Raw genomic sequence first — 18,418 nt, forward strand, 5'->3', positions numbered from 1 at the left:
ATCACTTAATCTCCGGCGGAGTGCTGAAGGTGTGATAAGGCGCCGGACTTGGGAGAGTCCACTCAAGCCCCTGGGCTCCTTCCCAAGGTTTGGCCGGAGCCTGGGCGCCGCCGCGAATACACTTGATCACCAGTACCAGAAATATCAGCTGTGACAGGCCAAAGGCAAAACCGCCTATGGAGACAATCTGATTGACATCGGCAAACTGCACCGAGTAGTCGGGGATGCGTCTGGGCATACCGGCCAGCCCGAGGAAATGCATCGGGAAGAACAACACATTGACCGAAATGACCGAGCACCAGAAATGCCACTTGGCCAAGGTCTCGCTGTACATATGCCCGGTCCACTTGGGTAGCCAGTAATAGGCGGCGGCCATGATGGAGAAGATGGCACCGGTGACCAGCACATAATGAAAATGGGCAACCACAAAGTAAGTGTCATGGTATTGGAAGTCGGCTGGGGTGATTGCCAACATCAGGCCGGAGAAGCCGCCTATGGTGAAGAGAATAATAAAGGCACAGGCGAACATCATAGGGGCTTCAAAGCTGATGGATCCCCGCCACATGGTGGCAACCCAGTTGAATACCTTGACCCCGGTTGGCACGGCAATCAGCATGGTGCAGTACATAAAGAAGAGTTCGGCAAAGACAGGCATACCTGTGGTGAACATGTGATGTGCCCACACCAGGAAGGAGAGGATCGCGATGCTGGCGGTGGCGTAGACCATTGAGGCGTAGCCAAACAAAGGTTTGCGACTGAATGCCGGAATGATGGCCGAGATGATGCCGAATGACGGCAAGATCATTATGTACACCTCGGGGTGGCCGAAGAACCAGAAAATATGCTGGAACATCACAGGATCTCCACCGCCGGCGGCATCGAAGAAGCTGGTGCCGAAGAATTTGTCTGTGAGTACCATGGTCACGGCCCCGGCCAATACCGGCATGACGGCTATCAGCAGGAAGGCGGTGATAAGCCAGGTCCAGACGAACAGGGGCAGCTTCATCCAGTTCATGCCAGGTGCGCGCAGATTCACTATGGTGACTATCACGTTGATCGCCCCCATGATTGAGCTTATCCCCATGATATGTATTGAAAAAACAAACAAGGCTGTGCTGTCTGCGCTATAAGTTGTCGACAATGGCGCATAGAAGGTCCAGCCAAAATTGGGGCCGCCGCCTTCCATAAACAATGAGCTAAGCAGGATTAAGAAGGCGAAGGGTAAAATCCAAAAGCTCCAGTTGTTCATCCTCGGCAGCGCCATATCCGGCGCACCTATCATCATGGGGATCAACCAGTTGGCCAGGCCGGTAAAGGCCGGCATCACGGCACCAAAAACCATGATAAGACCGTGTACTGTGGTCATTTGGTTAAAGAAATTGGGCTCGACCAGTTGCAAACCGGGCTGGAATAATTCAGCACGGATCACCATGGCCATGGCGCCCCCGATTAGGAACATGATGAAGCTGAACCAGAGATAGAGTGTGCCTATATCTTTATGGTTGGTGGTCAGCAACCAGCGCATGATCCCCTTGGGGGCGTGATGATGCTGGTGTTCCTGTTCAGTGACTTCCTGAACACCGGCTTTCGCATCTTGACTGAATGAGTTCATCTTCTTCCCCTACTGCCCGTGGTTATTGACGTCGGCGGCTTGCACTGTGTCGCCTGTGTTATTGCCCCAGGCATTGCGCTCATAGGTCACCACAGCGGCCAGTTCCTTGGCGGTAATCTGTTTGCCGAAGGCTTGCATGGCGGTGCCTGTCTTGCCATGGATCACTATGTCCAGATGGGCTGCTATTGGACCTATGGCAATAGCACTGCCCTTGAGCGCCGGGAACACCCCTTGAAGTCCGGCGCCGTTTGGCTGATGACAGGCGGCGCAGCGCGCCATATAGATCTGTTCGCCAAGCGCCATGGCTTCATCATGGCTCATGGTCTCACTGAGGGCCGCCTGAGCTTCTTCGGCGGCCGTAGCCGCGGCTTGTTTCTGCTTTGCCATCCAGGCGTCGAACTCATCTTCTGCCAGTACCTGCACCACAATCGGCATAAAGCCGTGGTCTTTACCGCAAAGCTCGGCACATTGGCCGCGGTAGATCCCCGGCTTGTCCACCCGGGTCCAGGCTTCGTTGATAAAACCGGGATTGGCGTCTTTTTTGACGGCAAAGGCGGGCACCCACCAGGAGTGGATCACATCATCTGAGGTCATCAGGAATCGGACTTTACGATTGATGGGCAATACCAACGGCTTGTCGACTTCAAGCAGGTAGTGCTCGCCCTTGGCTTCCTGGCCTTCTATCTGGGACCTCGGCGTTGCCAATATGCTGAAGAAGTCGATGTCTTCGCCGAAATAGCTGTAGTGCCATTTCCATTGCGAGCCGGTGATCTTGACCGTCAGGTCGGCATCACTGGGATCCTCCATGGCAATCAGCGTCTTGGTTGCGGGGATTGCCATCAGGATAAGGATTAAGAAGGGGATAAGCGTCCAGGCAATTTCTACCTTGGTACTTTCATGGAATTGGGACGCGACTGCCCCTTTGGATTTTCTATGGTTGATCATGGCGTAGATCATCACGCCGAATACGACCAAACCTATGGCGCAGCAGATATAAAGAATGATCATGTGCAGGTGATACACCTTGCCACTGATCTCAGTTACCCCTTGAGTCATATTCAAGGGCATATCTGCCTGAGCACCTGGAGACAACAAGCTGACGCACAACAAGGTCAGCAAAACACACAGCCATTGCTTCACAAGACATCTCCTCTGTCAATTGCATTCGCAACTACAAAGAAGAGTCACACAGTAAGTCTTTGCTCTATGCAAACTCTTCAGTTCCCAAAAAAGCAACGATGACTTCAAAGTGCGGCGGCGGTTTCACTTAGATCTAGGTATACAGGTGGTAACCACTGTTGCACTTACCGCTGAATATACTCAGCATTTCCGGCGACGGCCTTACTCGCTATAAAGCGAAATGGGACGTTCAACCTACGACGAATTGCATGGAGATAACACAATCGTTGTTCTTACATTACTTGTAGATTAAATATTGATCAAGATCACGATATTTTCTAACTGTATGAAAGAAAAGCGTCTGTTAATCTAGAGGTGAATTCTGCGTGAGGGGCTGACCAGCGCGGCTTTGCGTCGATTTACAAGGAAAGGTAATGCACCCAAAAGGCACAGAATAAAGGCCATCCCAGGAATGGCCTTTATTCATACAATTAATGGATGGAGCGGGTAAGTTCGTTGAGGCGGTTATCCATCTCTTTCGCCTGCCGTCCTGTTTCCAGCACTATTCCCATGGCTCTGGCGTTACGGGCAACCAGCTGCAATCGACGGTTATCACGGGCATCCAGGCTGTTTATCCAACTGATCACTGCACTGGAGGTGCCGTTGGTCAAGGCTCTTTCCGTTGCCCACAGGGCTTCGATTTCATCCTTGGTGCGCACCAAGAGAACTCTATCCATTCTGACACCGGCCCTTGCTAAGGTTTCCTTGTAACCTATGTTGGCAGGGGCGTTAATCAAGACTATCCAGCGTCCCTGTTGACTCAATTGCGCCAATTGAGGGCAGAGGCGTAATAATTCCTGACGTCCCTGGCTATGGCTGGCCAAGCTGGAGATGCCGGTATGTTGCCAAGGCTGATTGCCGGCAATACTGGTGTCTGTCCACAGGCCTGGGTGTCTTGGGGCGTTGCCCGTCATTATGCTCATAGCCAGTCTCCATTGCGTATTATGCCTACCGCCAGTCCTTCAATGGTCAATGGCTGGAAAGTCAGGTCGACTTTGATTGGGGAGTAAGCCTCGTTCTCGGCATGTAGATAAACCACATTACCTTTCTTTTCAAAACGCTTCACTGTTACATCGTCTTCAACCCTGGCCACCACGACTTGACCGTTACGGGCTTCTTGTACCTTGTGAACCGCCAGGAGATCACCTTCGAGAATGCCTATGTTCTTCATGCTGTCGCCGCGTACCCGCAGTAGGAAGTCGGCGCAGGGATGGAACATGCCAGGGTCGACCTGGTAATACTGCTCAACATGCTCCTGTGCCAGTATGGGTTCCCCGGCAGCGACCTGGCCTATTAAGGGCAGACCTGCTTCTGACTCCGCTTGTTCATCATGTGACAAGCGAATACCACGAGAGGTGCCTGGCATGATCTCAATACAGCCTTTCTTTGCCAGTGCCTTGAGGTGTTCCTCTGCGGCATTGGCACTCTTGAAGCCTAACCGGGTAGCAATTTCAGCCCGGGTTGGCGGCATGCCGGTGTCGGCTATATTGCGTTTAATCAATTCCAGAATCTGTGCCTGGCGCGGTGTCAGTGGTCTCATGGTGATTCCTGTTTTTTCATACAGTACCTGTCAGTATATACAGTATTTTGATCAGCGCAAGTATTAACCAAAATTGAAACGTTTAGGGGAGGGTAAATGTTTTAACCTGTGGCAGATTTGGACAGTCAGGCTTACGAATTATGTGGAGTTCAAGGAATTTGCCAGAGGAGCTGCCGGGACCGGTTCGCACCTTCCCTAGCTAAGATTCAGGAAGTTCTGGTATTCTATTGGGCTATTGATTGTGGCTCAGACACTGAAAAACATGTCCAAACAAGATTCATTCTGGTTTAAATCACTTCGCTGGCTCCAAAGCAAGCTGGTGCATACCACTGTGGTGCCTCAGGATCCTTTCGCCGATTTGAACCTGGATCTCGCCAAGCCGATGGCCTACGTGATGAAGACGGAGTCTGTCAGTGATATCGCGGCGTTGGCGGAAGTCACCCGTAAGTTTGGTTTGCCTTGCCCTTATGAGACGCTCAAGGTTGATGATATTACCGTTCCCAGAGTCGTCTGCCTGGAAGGTGCAAAGCCCCTGTTCGGCAAGCGCAAGGGCAATAAACCTTTTCTCAGCTGTTTCACCTCTTTGCTTCATTTGCATCAGACCAATCCACAACTGGATATTCAATTGGTGCCGGTGAGTCTCTATTGGGGCCGAACTCCGGGTAAGGAAGATGACAGCATGCGCGCCGCCGTATTTGAGCGGGAAAACCCCACTTGGTTGCGCAAGTTTCTAATGATCTTGTTCCTGGGGCGAGACAACTTTGTGCAGTTTTCCAATGCGGTCTCGCTGCGGCTGATGGCCGATGAACATGGAACCGATAAAGCTATTGCCCATAAGTTGGCGCGAGTGGCCAGGGTACATTTCCGCCGTCAGCGTAAGGTGATGACCGGGCCATTACTGCCCAACCGTCAAGCGCTGTTTAATGAACTGTTGCGTTCAGAAACCCTTAAAAAGGCTATAAAAGAGGAAGCCGCAGCCAAGAAGATCCCCGAGGCCAGGGCCAGGGAAATGGCGGAGGAATATCTCGATGAGATTGCTGCCCACTATTCAGACAGCCTGGTGCGTATTGCCCAGCGGATCCTCACCTGGTTATGGAACAAGCTCTACAAGGGGATCAACATCAAGGGCGCCGAGCAGATACGCCAGCTGCATCATGATGGACATGAGATAGTTTATGTACCTTGCCATCGCAGTCATATGGATTATTTGCTGCTCTCCTATATTCTCTATTTTCAGGGTATGGTTCCGCCTCATATCGCCGCCGGTATCAACCTGAACTTCTGGCCTGCCGGGCCTATATTCCGCCGTGGTGGTGCCTTCTTTATCCGCCGCAGTTTCAACGGTAATAAACTCTATACTGCAGTGTTCCGTGAGTATCTGGATCAGCTGTTTGCCAAAGGCTATTCGGTTGAGTACTTCACCGAAGGTGGCCGCTCCCGTACCGGGCGGTTGTTGTCGCCCAAGACTGGGATGCTGGCGATGACGGTCAACTCTGTGTTGCGGGGTATTGAGCGACCAGTGACTTTGGTGCCTGTGTACCTGGGCTATGACCACGTTATGGAAGTGGCCACTTATCACAAAGAACTCAGCGGCAAGAAGAAGCAAAAAGAATCTGTCTGGCAAGTGGTTGGCGCCTTGCGTAAGTTGGGTAATTTTGGTCAGGGTTATGTAAACTTTGGTGAGCCCGTGACGCTGCAGAATTTCCTCAGTGAGGCGGCACCTAACTGGCGCGAAGAGGTGGCAGCCGATCCCGAGCAGAAACCCAGCTGGTTGACTCCGGCTGTCAATACTCTGGCCAATCGGGTCATGACTCATATCAACGATGCTGCTGCTGCCAGCGCAGTGACCCTCACCAGCTTGGTACTATTGTCCTCAGAGCAGAATGCGCTGGAACGAAACCAGTTGGAACGTCAGTTGGACTTGTATTTGGATCTGCTCAAGGAAGTGCCTTACACCCAGTACATCTCGGTGGCCGAAGGTGACGGTAAGCAATTGCTGCAACAAGGTCTGGAGCTGAATAAGTTTACGGTTCAGGAAGATGAACTGGGCGATATCATCTCAATCGACGAGTCGATTGCGGTAACCATGACTTACTATCGCAACAACATCATTCACCTATTTATGGTGCCTTCTTTGCTGGCCAGCTGCCTGGTGCGTCAAGAGCAGTGCTGCCGATCTCGGATGCAAGCGGTGCTTGAGGATTTCTATCCTTTGCTGCAGGCCGAGCTGTTTATGGGTAAGGCCGATGTCAGAGCCTATGCCGATCAACTGCTGGATCGTTTCATTGCCAAAGGTTTGGTGGCCGAAGAAGTCAATGGCTTCCGAGTGCTGGAAGCCGGGATCAATCCGCTGGCGTTGCTGGCCGAAACCATGAGCGAAACCCTTCAACGTTACGCCATCATCTTTAACTTGCTGGCCGCGCACCCGGGTATTGAGCGTGGCGATTTGGAGCGCGAAAGCCACAAGTTGGCCAGTCGTCTTGGCGCGCTGCATGGGATTACTGCCCCTGAATTTTACGACAAGAAACTCTACGGCATCTTGAGTATCAAGCTCAAAGAGCTTGGGTATCTCACCAAGGAAGATACCCGCCATGATATAGAGCGAACCCGGGATTATGCCAACCAGCTACTGCGTCCTCAGGTCAAGCAAACCATAGTTGACAGCGTCGCCGCCGAACAGGAGGCCTGATGGCCAATCATATGAATGCGGCGCCTGCCAAGGCGTCTTTGCTGGGCGGCGCCATGATCATCGCCGGGACCACAGTCGGTGCCGGCATGTTTTCGCTGCCGGTAGAAGGTGCCGGCATGTGGTTTGGCTACTCTGTGCTTATGCTGCTGGGGGTGTGGTTTTGCATGTTCATGTCCGGGCTACTGCTGCTGGAAACCAATCTCCATTTTGAGCCCGGCGCCAGCTTTGACACCCTCACCAAGGAAACTTTGGGGCAATTCTGGCGGGTGCTTAACGGCGCTTCGATAACCTTCGTGCTCTATATCCTTACTTACGCCTATATCAGTGGCGGCGGCTCCATAGTCAATCACAGCCTGGAAGGGATGGATATCAGCCTGCCGCAGAGCTTTGCCGCCCTGGTGTTTGCCCTGGTGCTGGCACTGGTGGTGCTGATAAGTACCAAGGCCGTGGATCGGATCACCACTATAATGCTGGGCGGGATGATTATCAGCTTCTTTCTGGCGATAGGCAATCTGCTGATCGGCATAGACACCAGCAAGTTGTTACTACCTGATGGCGAGAACTCTTATGGCTCATATCTGTGGGCGGCCATTCCTTTCGGGCTGGCGAGTTTTGGCTATCATGGCAATGTGCCGTCGCTGGTGAAATACTACGGCAAGCAACCGGGCACTATTATCAAGGCGATTTTTTTAGGTACCTTTATCGCCTTGGCTATCTACCTGTGTTGGTTGGTGGCGACCATGGGTAATATTTCCCGCGGCGAATTCGGCGCTATTATTGCTCAGGGCGGCAATATGGGCGTATTGGTTGGCGCCTTGTCCAAGGTGATGGATAACTCGCTGCTCAACACCATGCTCACTCTGTTTGCCAATCTGGCGGTAGCCTCTTCATTTCTTGGGGTGACCTTGGGCTTGTTTGACTATTTGGCAGATCTGTTTGGTTTTGACGACAGTCGCTGTGGCAGGGCCAAGACCGCCTTGGTGACTTTCCTGCCTCCGACTTTATTGGGTATGTTGTTTCCCGATGGCTTCCTGGTCGCTATCGGCTTTGCTGCCCTGGCGGCTACAGTTTGGGCCGTCATAGTGCCGGCCTTGATGGCTTGGCGTTCAAGACAACAATTTGCCGATAGCCAGGGCTTTCGTGTGCCGGGCGGTACACCTTTGATAGCCATAGTGGTGCTGTTTGGATTACTGACGGCTGCCTGCCATTTGTTGGCCATGGCTGGTATACTGCCTAAGTATTCCTGAAGCGAGAAGCTGCTCTCTTTTTCAAAGGAATGAAAGAGCGGCTTCTTGACAAGACTATAAAAGTCAGTAATTTATATCGTCCATGCCGAGTGTTTTGTGCGGGTGTAGTTCAATGGTAGAACGGCAGCTTCCCAAGCTGCATACGTGGGTTCGATTCCCATCACCCGCTCCAATTAGTTTCGTCATAGTTGATACTTGCTCCCAGTAGCTCATGAATCAATATTCGTTTTTTGCACTGGGCTTTATCCGCAACCTATGACTATTTAAGTTACACAGGTGCCGGTCTCGTTTTTCTATCCGTAAAAGCCAATAAACTGAAAGGCAATATATTTCTCAAAGGGGATCGGGTCATTTTGGCCTTCTGAGTCTAAATAGCGCCCCTTTAGGAAGGGTGCCAAACTCTCTTGGGATTTGTCTGATAGTTATCCTGCTCTCGATAAGCCAGTATTACTTACGCATAAAGGGATTGTGTCCATTGCCCTGCATCCTTTTTATGTATGAGATTTTGCATCTCATTGTTCCGTCGTAGTCTGTTGTTTGGCACATTGTGCAGCATAGGGAAGCGTGACAAGGAAAGTTTGTGCTAACCAACAGGCTACGGCCTTTTTTCTTCTGTATATCGTCAAACCCTTATATTCTCAATTCGATATTGCCATCGTATATTTTCTATACAGTCTGGTATAATTTCTATTAGTGTTTAACGTAAATGGAACCGGCTTCATCAGCCTCCACTGCGCAACACAGAATTGGAAACCGGATAATGAAGATTACAGCATACAGACATGGCGAGCCCTGTTGGGTAGAACTGGGGACGCAGGACTGGAACAGTGCCAAGCACTTTTATTGTCGTCTCTTTGGTTGGCAAGCTGAAGATATCCCCATGCCGGAAGGCGCCTATACCATGTTGAAGCAGGCGCATGAAGATATAGGTGCCATTTATCAATTGCCTACTGAATTACAGCAGCAGGGGGTTCCCAGTCACTGGGCGGTTTACTTTGCGGTGGAGGATATTAACCACTGTATTGAGGCCATCAGCTCCGCCGGCGGTCAGCTTCTGATGGGCCCCCATGAGGTTGGCTGTGCCGGTAAGATGGCGCTATTTACCGATCCCGAAGGGGCCCATTTTTCGGTTTGGCAGGGTATCGAACATCCCGGTGCCGGGCGTAAGTGGGAAGCCAACACTCTATGCTGGGTTGAGCTCGCCTGTCGGCAACCTGAAGCGGCCAAGATCTTTTATCCCAAGGTGTTCAACTGGCAGATGCGTCGCAGTGAGAATGCTGTCGATTTTGAATATACAGAATGGTTTCTCAATAGCGACAGCTGTGATGAAGGCATTGGCGGTATGCTGCAAATGACCGAGCAGTGGGGTGACGTGCCGCCCCACTGGATGATTTATTTCAGTGTTGATGACTGTGATGTGATGGCTTGTCGGGCGGCCGAATTGGGCGGCAAGGTTTGTGTGCCACCTACAGATATCCCCAATGTGGGGCGTTTTGCGGTGATCAACGACCCGCAAGGGGCTGTTTTCAGTATTATTCGGCTGACCATGGCGCTCTAATTTCTCTCAGTTGGCCGCATCGATGCGGATTTGGCTACCACAGTTGCCGGGAGCAATTCTGGGTGCCTGTTGCAGCAGAGTCTTTAGGTCGCTGTCATCTATCTTTTCGGGAAGACTGAGCTGAATTTCGGTCAACATCCCCCGGTGACATTTAAGGCTCAGCTTGTGTTCGCTCGAAGGGCCAAAGCTTTGCTGAAACGCTTGTCTTAAAGAATCGGTCGCTATCTTGGCGCCGATGTTTTGTTGCAGTAGGTTGAGCAGAGGCGTTGCCTGGTTAACCTCTGTGGTCAGTTTGAGTGCCAATGAAAAGTAGGTTTCGGCATTTTCATCCCTGCAACTGCCGTGTTTCCACCATTCGTGCCGCTCCAGGCAACTGCCATAGGCGTGACTGGGCATCATCTGAGCCAGGCGCTCGGATACGGCTTCACTCAACTCAATGGCGGGATAAGCGCAGAAGTTATCGGGCTTGTGTTTGACCTTGCCGCAATAGCCATAGCTGATGCCGCAAGAGCGCTTATTGGGCCATAAGCCGTGCAAGCTGAAATGACTGGCATCGAAGCGGTCGGCGCTTTGGCTGCGACATTCGGGTTTGCTGGAACCTTTTGACTCACAAAAGGCGTTTTGCCATGACAGAGCCAGCAGATGGCTATCGTATTTATCGGCCAGGTTACAGGCGTTTTTGGTTTGAGGTTCAGCAGGCAGTGCGCCCGCTTGCAGCTGACCACAATCGGCGGCAATCCAGCGCAGAGGTGATTGTGTCGCCGAGGTCTTGACCCTGAACCAGGTGGGCGTGTCGTGACCGAGGCGCTCAACTATCTCCAGCCTTTGTCCGGGGTTGCTGTAAAGCTGCCCGGGATTAGTGCCCTTGTTCTTCGATTGAAACAGCGGGCAGGTCTTGTCTATCAGCAACTCACCGGAAAAGGGGGCTGCCATGATCCCGACAGGTAACAGCCACAGCAATAATATCAGTAAGCGGGTCATAAGGTTCCTCTTTGACGAAATTGTCATCATGCAGATTTTTGTTTTGCCATGTGACACTTTGTATCTGTATCGGTTTGAAGTGCAACTTATGTTAAATAGATGATCTTAAACTTTGGCTTCAAGGCTCAGAGCTGATGCACCATAGCCGGAATATCCGACTTTTTGGCCGCAGATAAATGGCGCCAATTTGTATCTTTGTGTTTGTTGAGCAAATGAAGCGCAATTGTTACTTGTCAATTAGTTGTGTAGCTTGGCAATGCAGCAGAATTTTACAGGAAAAAGTGAATGAAAGGATGTGTTGCCTCGGTAGTTATGGTGTTGTGTCTGGGAGCTTGTAGTAGTACTGATGAATCGCAGCAGGCTCAGGCAGATGTGGAGCGCAGTGATGGTTACCACTGTGAAAAAGTTACAGTGACAGGTTCGAGGATGCCGATAAGAAGATGTACCACTCAGGCACAAAGGGAGCAAGAGCGCTTAGAAGCGGAAGAGATGTTACGTAATGGAAGGGTGCTTTCTAAGGAGTGAGTAAGGATGCCAGTGGCTGGTGCCACTGGCATACAGGGATCAGGCTGCTTTGATTTGGCGACCTTCGGCATCACGGAAGCTACCGATGGCGATACGAACAAAGTCGATCAGAGTCCAAATACCCAGGCCACCCAGGGTCAGTAACATCAGCAGACCTGTACCGATTTTACCTGTGTAAAAACGGTGCACGCCGAAGCTGCCCAGGAAGAAGCACAGCAGTAGAGTAGGTACGAAACCCTTGTCGCTCAATTGCTCATTTTCGATTGTCATTGTTTGTCCTTAAGTTAACTTTTGTCCCGGGTAAGTGATCAGCCTACCCTGCCCATCTTTATAGCTTCCTACGAGTAACATAAAAGTGATTATCACTGTGTGGATAATATCGACCGCCAGTACAGCTATTCCGGTGAATACCAAGGTAGGATCATCTGTCGAAATCAGCGTAATACCTACTATTGCCAGACCGAGATCAAACAGGCCATGCAGAATACGCCCACAGTAAAAATGGTGTATGCCCAAGATGCCGAAAATGCCTGAAAGGCACACGGCTACGCCATAACTCTTATCGGATTTTTTGAGAGTCTGCACTTCCTTGTTCCTATGTTGAAAGCTGAGTCGTCCGGCCCGGCAGGCATCTCCCTGCACATCTTCGAGCCAAACGTGGGAAGTCTACCTTTTTCCTGAGATTTTTTTCAATAACAAATTGTTAAATTGAGATTATTCTGACACATCTGTTTCAAACGCCTGGTATTGGATCACATTGATGTACCACTCTTTGATCCCGGATGGGGTTTGCACCTGGACTTCATCATCAACCTGTTTTCCTATGAGAGCTCGCGCCATGGGGGAGTCTATGGTGATATAACCTTTCTTGGTATCTATCTCGTCCTTGCCGACAATCCGGTAGCGCACCACAGTGCCCTGGTCATTTTCCAGTTCGACCCAAGCGCCGAAAAACACCTTTCCTTCCTGCTGCGGTGAGTAGTCGACTATTTTCAGCTCTTCCAGGCGTTTAACCAGATAGCGGATCCGGCGATCTATCTGCCGTAGTAAGCGTTTGTTGTAGGTGTAATCTGCGTTTTCGGAGCGGTCGCCTTGAGCCGCGGCCTCTTGTACCTTGAGGGTGATCTCGGGGCGGTATTCCTTCCACAAATATTTGAGTTCTTTGTCCAGGGCTTCCCAGCCCTTACGGGTAATCAAATGGGCTTTCATCGGTTTATTCGATCAACTTGCTGTTGGCGCCAGGCGCCGATGCCAATAGTGCTGAAGATTTACAGAACTCAGGCGTGCTTGCAAGTGCGCCTTTCTGCTAATGGGATAAACAGGATGCCTTTGCTTGTCATTTTAAGCAGGCGATGAGTGTCTGCCCCGGCTCAAAGCTGGCCTGCAGATGATCGCCCAGAGTCAATGGCAAGCCCTCAATGCTGTCGTTGCATACCGAAGCGTAGAGGCGGTCGTTGCCGCCGATATCCAGGGTGATTTCGCTGCGCTGGGGATCGCGTTTGATTTGCAATAATTGGCCCTTGAGGCGATTGCCACTGCTGAGGGGCTGCTGCAGCGAGTGGATACTGACGGCGGGAGCCTTGAACAGCAGCAATACCTTTTTGCCGATATGCAACCCCAGTTTGTCTGTGCTGGCATGGGTGATGGCGGCATCTATCTCCTGCCCACCGGCCAATTTGACCCTGACATTGTCATTGAGTGAATCATCCTTGAGCGCAATGACTTCACCGGCCAGTTGATTGCGGGCGCTGGTCTTGAGCGAGAAGTGGGCCATCAGATCTAGTAGGTTATCCATGGGAACGGCCGCATCCAACAGCGCCTTGAGCACCATGTCCTGCATTTGATCCATCAGTTCGTAGAGCTTCAGCAGACGCTCGCCAAACTCGGTCAACTTGGCGCCGCCACCGCCTTTACCACCCTTTTCACTGCTGACCACAGGCTGGGGAGCCTGCAGATTCATGTCGTTGACTGCATCCCAGGCCGCCTTGTAACTGATGCCCGCCTGTTTGGCCCCCTGGCTGATGGAGCCGGTAATGCGTATCTGCTTCAACAGTGCAATGCGCTTGGGATTGGCAAACAGTTTATCGGCATTGTTGAGAGTTAACAGGGCTTTGAGGTCCATGGCATATTCCTTATCAGTGTCGGGGTTATTCTCCCTTATTGCGCTGATAAAGACCACAGGGATCACTCACTGGCGCTCACAGGCTTGCTTATCGTTATATAACTATGTATATAACGTTGGCAGTATCTAAATAGTGCAATCATTTCACCAAGGAGTCGTTATGAAGTCCCTGTTCCGTCCTGCCCTGAGCTTGGCTCTGGGGTTATTGTTGGCCTTTAACGTCAGTGCCAAGGAAAAAGTCACCGTCTTTGCCGCCGCCTCACTCACCAATGCCATGAATGAACTGGGCGCCGAATATGACCGCAAGCATGACACTGAAACAGTGTTCTCTTTTGCGTCCTCTTCGACTCTGGCCCGGCAGATTGCCCAAGGTGCGCCCGCCGAGCTGTTTCTGTCGGCCAACCAGAAATGGATGGACTATCTCGATGAAAACAAGGCCATTGACAGTGATAGTCGGGTCACTCTGCTGCGTAACACGCTGGTGCTGATCGCGCCGAAAGGCAGTGCGCTGAACCAGGTTGAAATCTCGGCTTCCTGGGATCTCAAACAGGCATTGGGTAACAGCCGGATGGCGGTTGGCGATCCAGATCATGTGCCGGCCGGTCGCTATGCCAAGCAGGCGCTGGAAAACTTGGGTTTGTGGCAACAGGCCGAACCTCTGCTGGCCAGAGCCAATAGTGTTCGCGGTGCCTTGGCGTTGGTCGAACGCGGCGAGTCATCTCTGGGGATTGTCTATTCCACAGATGCCAAAGTGGCCCAAGGGGTAAAACAGCTGGCGGTATTCCCCCAAGAGACTCACAAGCCAATCAGCTATCCCATGGCGCTGGTGGGTAAAGAGCACAGCAAAGGCGCCGAAGGTTTCTATCAATTCCTGCAGTCCGACGCCGCCAAGGCGGTATTTGCCAAATACGGCTTTGGCGTAAACTGAGATCCTGACTTTGAGCTTGTTGACCGACTATGAAGTGGCCGCCTTGCTGCTCAGTCTCAAGGTGTCCACTGTGGCAGTGCTCTGTAGCCTGCCGCTTGGTATTTTGTGTGCCTGGGTGCTGGCGCGGCTGGAGTTCCCCGGCAAGTCTGTGCTCGATAGCCTGATCCACCTGCCACTGGTGTTGCCGCCTGTGGTCATAGGGTATTTATTGCTGGTCTCCATGGGCCGCAGCGGTTTTCTCGGTGGTTGGCTCTATGACACTTTTGGCTTCAGCTTTAGTTTCAGCTGGCGCGGCGCTGCACTGGCGGCCGCGGTGGTGTCATTCCCGTTAATGGTTCGTGCCATTCGTCAGGCGCTTGAAGGGGTGGATGTGCGTCTGGAGCAGGCGGCGCGTACCTTGGGCGCCGGCCGACTCAAGGTCTTCTTCACCATCAGCCTGCCGCTGACCGCGCCCGGCATAGTCTCGGGCATGGTGCTGGCCTTTGCCCGCAGCCTCGGGGAGTTCGGTTCCACCATTACTTTTGTCTCCAATATACCCGGTGAAACCCGCACTATTCCCTTGGCTATGTACTCCTTTATCGAGACCCCGGGCGCCGAGGCCGAGGCCGCCAGGCTGTGTGTGATTGCGATATTGATTTCACTGGCTTCGCTGATCGCTTCCCAATGGCTCAGCAAGCGGGCGCAACAGAGGACACTGGGACAATGCTGAAAATCACTATCAGGCAACAGCTGGGACAAACCCTGCTGGATGTGGACACAGAGTTACCTCTCTCCGGGGTCAGCGCCGTCTTTGGCCGCTCGGGCGCCGGCAAGACCTCACTGATTAATATTCTCGGCGGTTTGGCAACGCCGGATGCCGGTGAGATCCGTTTGGGAGAGCGCTGGTTGTTTCATAAAGAAAAGAAGATCAATCTGCCACCTGAGCGGCGTAACGCCGGCTTTGTGTTTCAGGATGCCAGGCTGTTTCCCCACTATCGGGTGCGCGGCAATCTCAACTATGGCCGCAAGGATAAAGACAGCCGCGAGTTTGATACTGTGGTGCAACTGCTGGGGCTGGAGAAACTGCTCGACCGTTTTCCCTTCACCCTCTCCGGTGGGGAAAAACAGCGGGTCGCCATAGGCCGGGCCTTGCTGACCCGTCCAGAGATTCTGTTGATGGATGAGCCGCTGGCATCGCTGGACTTGCCGCGCAAGCGCGAGCTGTTGCCCTACCTACAGAGGCTCACCGCCGAACTTAAGCTGCCGATTATCTATGTCAGCCACAGTCTGGATGAGATTCTGCAACTGGCGGATCAGATGCTGGTGCTGGACAAGGGCAGCTGCGTCCTCAGTGGCCCGCTGGAGCAGGTGTGGGACAGTGACGAGCTGAGACCCTGGCTCAGTGCTCAGGAACAAAGCTCACTGTTGAGTGCCACAGTGGCCGAGAGTCATCCCGAGTATGCCATGACCCGTTTGCAACTCGCCGACGGTAACAGCTTGTGGGTCAATGAACTGTTACCCAAACAGGATAAGCCGATACGGGTGCGGGTTCACAGCAATCAGGTCTCTGTGTGCCTGCAGGTGCCGAGCGGCAGCAGTATTCGCAATATCCTGCCGGTAACTCTGGAGGAGGTGAGCAGGGTCGACAACCGCGACTATGTGCAGCTCAGGTTGAGGTTGGCGGGTATGCCACTGTGGGCCAATATTACCCGCTGGGCCCTTGAGGAGTTGGCGTTGCAGCCCGGAATGTCGCTCTATGCCCAGATTAAAGGGGTCAGCCTCACGGCCGCCGATTTGGCTCGTTCTCACTGAGGTACAACAGAAGATCAACTACTGTTACAAAGTCTCGGGTGATTTTTGGTATTAAAATGGCTAAATTTAAGATATTTAGCCATTTTTTTAGATACTATTGTGCAAGTTGCAAGCTTGGCACTCGAGGAATAGCCCATGGGACAAGAAACCTCCAAGATTCTGGTTGTCGATGACGATATGAGGCTGCGGGCCTTGCTGGAGCGCTATCTGATGGAACAAGGCTATCAGGTACGCAGCGCCGCCAATGCCGAGCAGATGGATCGCTTGCTGGAGCGGGAGAACTTTCACCTGCTGGTACTCGACCTTATGTTACCGGGAGAAGATGGCCTGTCCATCTGTCGCCGCCTGCGGCAACAGGGCAATCCACTGCCGATAGTGATGCTGACCGCCAAGGGCGATGAAGTCGACCGCATCATAGGTCTGGAACTAGGCGCCGATGACTATCTGCCAAAACCCTTCAACCCCAGAGAGTTGCTGGCACGGATCAAGGCGGTGATGCGCCGTCAGGTGCAGGAGATCCCAGGTGCGCCTTCACAGCAGGAAGAGATGGTCAGCTTCGGCGAGTTCAGCCTCAACCTGGCTACCCGCGAGATGTACCACAACGAAGAGTCCATCGCCCTCACCAGTGGTGAATTTGCTGTGCTTAAGGTGTTGGTGACTCATCCCAGGGAGCCATTGTCCCGCGACAAGCTGATGAATCTGGCTCGTGGCCGCGATTATTCGGCGTTGGAGCGTTCCATCGACGTCCAGGTTTCCCGGCTTAGGCGGCTGATTGAAAAGGATCCCGCCAACCCGCGCTATATCCAAACGGTTTGGGGCCTGGGGTACGTGTTTGTGCCAGATGGTGCCGCCCGTAAATGAAGCTGCGCTGGTGGCAACGCCTGTTGCCCAGGAGTGCCTTCAGCCAAACGGTAATGCTGATAGGCTGCCTGCTGCTGATCAATCAGCTGGTCTCCTATTTGACTGTGACGGTTTATTTCATTAAGCCCAGTTACCAGCAGATCAACCAGCTTATCGCCCGCCAGATCAATCTGTTGTTTGTCGATGGGGTCGAGGTGGGCCGTGAACACCTCACCATAGTGGATGCCCTCAATGCCAAGGTGCGCGACGATGGCATGCATGTCTATAACCAGAAACAGGCCAGAGAAGCCGGTATCGAGCGGGCGACCTACTATGGATTCCTCTCAACCCAGATGTCGGAATATCTCGGTGGCCCGGCCGAAGTGCGTATTGCCCAGAGCAATCTGCTGCAGATCTGGATCCGCCCACCTCAGGCTCCCTCCATCTGGATCAAGGTTCCCCTCAATGGCTGGAACGAAAATGCCCTGTCGCCCCTTAACCTCTATCTGCTGGTGATAGGCGCCTTGAGTGTCGCCGGTGGTTGGTGGTTTGCCCGGCAACAGAACCGGCCGCTGCGGCGGCTGCAAAAGGCGGCTATCTCAGTTTCCAGAGGTAATTTCCCTGACCCGCTGCCGCTGACCGGCTCCAGTGAGCTCGTCGAAGTGACCAATGCCTTTAACCGTATGTCCCAGAGTATGAAACAGCTGGAGCAGGACAGGGCGCTGCTGATGGCGGGGATTTCCCACGACCTTAGAACGCCCCTGACCCGAATTCGTCTGGCTTCCGAGATGATGGTGGACGACGATGCCTACCTGCAGGAGGGCATAGTCAAAGACATTGAAGACATGGATGCCATCATCAATCAGTTTATCGCCTATATCCGCCAGGATCAGGAGAGCATTCGCGAGCCGGAACAGATCAACCGTTTAATTCGCGAAGTGGCCCAGGCCGAGAGCAACAGAGTCGGTGAGATAGAGCTGGTACTGGCCGAATGCCCCGAAGTGCCGATGCAGAGCCTGGCCATCAAGCGGGTGATCGGCAATTTGGTGGAAAACGCCTTCCGATATGGCCGCGGCTGGATCCGTATCGCTTCCCAGGTGGAAAAACACCGCATAGGTTTCAGTGTGGAAGACAATGGCCCGGGTATTGCCGAGAGCCAGATCCCCAAGCTGTTTCAGCCCTTTACCCAAGGTGACAGCGCCCGCGGCAGCGTCGGCTCAGGGCTGGGACTGGCGATCATCAAACGCATCATAGACAGGCATCAAGGCAAGGTCATTCTCAGCAATCGCCCTCAGGGTGGGTTGCACGCTCAGGTGTGGTTGCCAAGGGACTAGCCATAGACGCTGTCTGTCATTCAACTGTCATGCTCCAGTCATAAACTGCGCTCAGTTCAATCAATTGGGCGC

At 52.7% G+C, this 18,418-nt stretch carries 17 protein-coding genes, 1 tRNA gene and 1 pseudogene; 10 read left to right on the plus strand and 9 right to left on the minus strand.

Features of this window, described 5'->3' with window-relative positions; all coding sequences use genetic code 11:
* Position 1: 1 nt before the first annotated feature.
* From ctaD to lexA, 4 genes and pseudogenes are all read right to left on the minus strand, one after another.
* Positions 2-1,612 (minus strand): cytochrome c oxidase subunit I, encoded by a 1,611-nt coding sequence (gene ctaD / locus RC73_RS14550; protein WP_039035330.1) that lies wholly within the window; start codon positions 1,610-1,612, stop codon positions 2-4.
* An 18-nt stretch (positions 1,613-1,630) separates the two neighbouring features.
* Positions 1,631-2,752 (minus strand): annotated as a pseudogene (gene coxB, locus RC73_RS14555) (cytochrome c oxidase subunit II); the annotation flags it as partial.
* A gap of 470 nt (positions 2,753-3,222) precedes the next feature.
* Positions 3,223-3,714: a cell division inhibitor SulA gene (locus RC73_RS14560; protein WP_052248213.1), complete on the minus strand. Its 492-nt coding sequence runs from the start codon at positions 3,712-3,714 to the stop codon at positions 3,223-3,225.
* The gene (lexA, locus tag RC73_RS14565) at positions 3,711-4,331 is read right to left on the minus strand and encodes a transcriptional repressor LexA (protein ID WP_039035332.1); all 621 of its coding nucleotides are present in this window, start codon (positions 4,329-4,331) and stop codon (positions 3,711-3,713) included. The genes RC73_RS14560 and lexA overlap by 4 nt, the downstream gene beginning before the upstream one ends.
* Before the next feature lie 262 nt (positions 4,332-4,593).
* On the opposite strand from lexA, the gene plsB reads away from it, so the two are divergent.
* From plsB to RC73_RS14585, 4 genes are all read left to right on the plus strand, one after another.
* Positions 4,594-7,020, plus strand: a complete 2,427-nt coding sequence (plsB, locus tag RC73_RS14570; protein ID WP_039035355.1) for a glycerol-3-phosphate 1-O-acyltransferase PlsB — start codon at positions 4,594-4,596, stop codon at positions 7,018-7,020.
* A complete protein-coding gene (gene mtr / locus RC73_RS14575) occupies positions 7,020-8,267 on the plus strand; it encodes a tryptophan permease (protein ID WP_039035333.1) in 1,248 nt (415 codons plus the stop codon). The genes plsB and mtr overlap by 1 nt, the downstream gene beginning before the upstream one ends.
* A 98-nt stretch (positions 8,268-8,365) precedes the next feature.
* A tRNA-Gly gene (locus RC73_RS14580) sits at positions 8,366-8,439 on the plus strand.
* Between the two features lie 588 nt (positions 8,440-9,027).
* The gene (locus RC73_RS14585) at positions 9,028-9,825 is read left to right on the plus strand and encodes a VOC family protein (RefSeq protein ID WP_039035334.1); all 798 of its coding nucleotides are present in this window, start codon (positions 9,028-9,030) and stop codon (positions 9,823-9,825) included.
* 6 nt (positions 9,826-9,831) lie between these two features.
* On the opposite strand, the gene RC73_RS14590 is transcribed toward RC73_RS14585, so the two are convergent.
* The gene (locus RC73_RS14590) at positions 9,832-10,806 is read right to left on the minus strand and encodes a ribonuclease T2 family protein (RefSeq protein ID WP_052248214.1); all 975 of its coding nucleotides are present in this window, start codon (positions 10,804-10,806) and stop codon (positions 9,832-9,834) included.
* A 285-nt stretch (positions 10,807-11,091) separates the two neighbouring features.
* Between RC73_RS14590 and RC73_RS14595 the strand changes: the two genes are divergently transcribed.
* Positions 11,092-11,331, plus strand: a complete 240-nt coding sequence (locus RC73_RS14595; protein WP_039035335.1) for a hypothetical protein — start codon at positions 11,092-11,094, stop codon at positions 11,329-11,331.
* A 39-nt stretch (positions 11,332-11,370) separates the two neighbouring features.
* Here the strand turns inward: RC73_RS14595 and RC73_RS14600 are convergent, their stop codons facing one another.
* The 4 genes from RC73_RS14600 to RC73_RS14615 all read right to left on the minus strand — a co-directional run bounded on the left by RC73_RS14600 (position 11,371) and on the right by RC73_RS14615 (position 13,453).
* Positions 11,371-11,601: a TM2 domain-containing protein gene (locus tag RC73_RS14600; RefSeq protein WP_039035336.1), complete on the minus strand. Its 231-nt coding sequence runs from the start codon at positions 11,599-11,601 to the stop codon at positions 11,371-11,373.
* Between the two features lie 9 nt (positions 11,602-11,610).
* Complete coding sequence (locus tag RC73_RS21490; RefSeq protein WP_039035337.1) at positions 11,611-11,973, minus strand: NINE protein; 363 nt, start codon at positions 11,971-11,973, stop codon at positions 11,611-11,613.
* 72 nt (positions 11,974-12,045) lie between these two features.
* Entirely contained in the window at positions 12,046-12,540 is a 495-nt protein-coding gene (gene greB, locus RC73_RS14610) for a transcription elongation factor GreB (protein WP_039035338.1), read from the minus strand.
* A 127-nt stretch (positions 12,541-12,667) separates the two neighbouring features.
* A complete protein-coding gene (locus RC73_RS14615; RefSeq protein WP_039035339.1) occupies positions 12,668-13,453 on the minus strand; it encodes a TOBE domain-containing protein in 786 nt (261 codons plus the stop codon).
* Between the two features lie 160 nt (positions 13,454-13,613).
* Here RC73_RS14615 and modA point away from each other — a divergent pair, with 160 nt between their 5' ends.
* The 5 genes from modA (at position 13,614) to envZ (ending at position 18,346) form a co-directional block, all read left to right on the plus strand.
* Entirely contained in the window at positions 13,614-14,381 is a 768-nt protein-coding gene (modA, locus tag RC73_RS14620) for a molybdate ABC transporter substrate-binding protein (RefSeq protein ID WP_039035340.1), read from the plus strand.
* A 16-nt stretch (positions 14,382-14,397) separates the two neighbouring features.
* Positions 14,398-15,090, plus strand: coding sequence for a molybdate ABC transporter permease subunit (gene modB / locus RC73_RS14625; RefSeq protein WP_028780857.1), 693 nt, complete (start codon positions 14,398-14,400; stop codon positions 15,088-15,090).
* Positions 15,084-16,172: a molybdenum ABC transporter ATP-binding protein ModC gene (modC, locus tag RC73_RS14630; RefSeq protein ID WP_039035341.1), complete on the plus strand. Its 1,089-nt coding sequence runs from the start codon at positions 15,084-15,086 to the stop codon at positions 16,170-16,172. Before modB ends, modC begins: the two co-directional genes overlap by 7 nt.
* A 135-nt stretch (positions 16,173-16,307) precedes the next feature.
* Positions 16,308-17,033, plus strand: coding sequence for an osmolarity response regulator transcription factor OmpR (gene ompR / locus RC73_RS14635; protein ID WP_025010803.1), 726 nt, complete (start codon positions 16,308-16,310; stop codon positions 17,031-17,033).
* Complete coding sequence (gene envZ, locus RC73_RS14640) at positions 17,030-18,346, plus strand: two-component system sensor histidine kinase EnvZ (protein WP_028780858.1); 1,317 nt, start codon at positions 17,030-17,032, stop codon at positions 18,344-18,346. Before ompR ends, envZ begins: the two co-directional genes overlap by 4 nt.
* Positions 18,347-18,418: the final 72 nt, after the last annotated feature.

This window comes from Shewanella sp. ECSMB14102 (assembly GCF_000813075.1).
In the GTDB taxonomy this organism is placed as follows: Bacteria; Pseudomonadota; Gammaproteobacteria; order Enterobacterales; family Shewanellaceae; genus Shewanella; species Shewanella indica.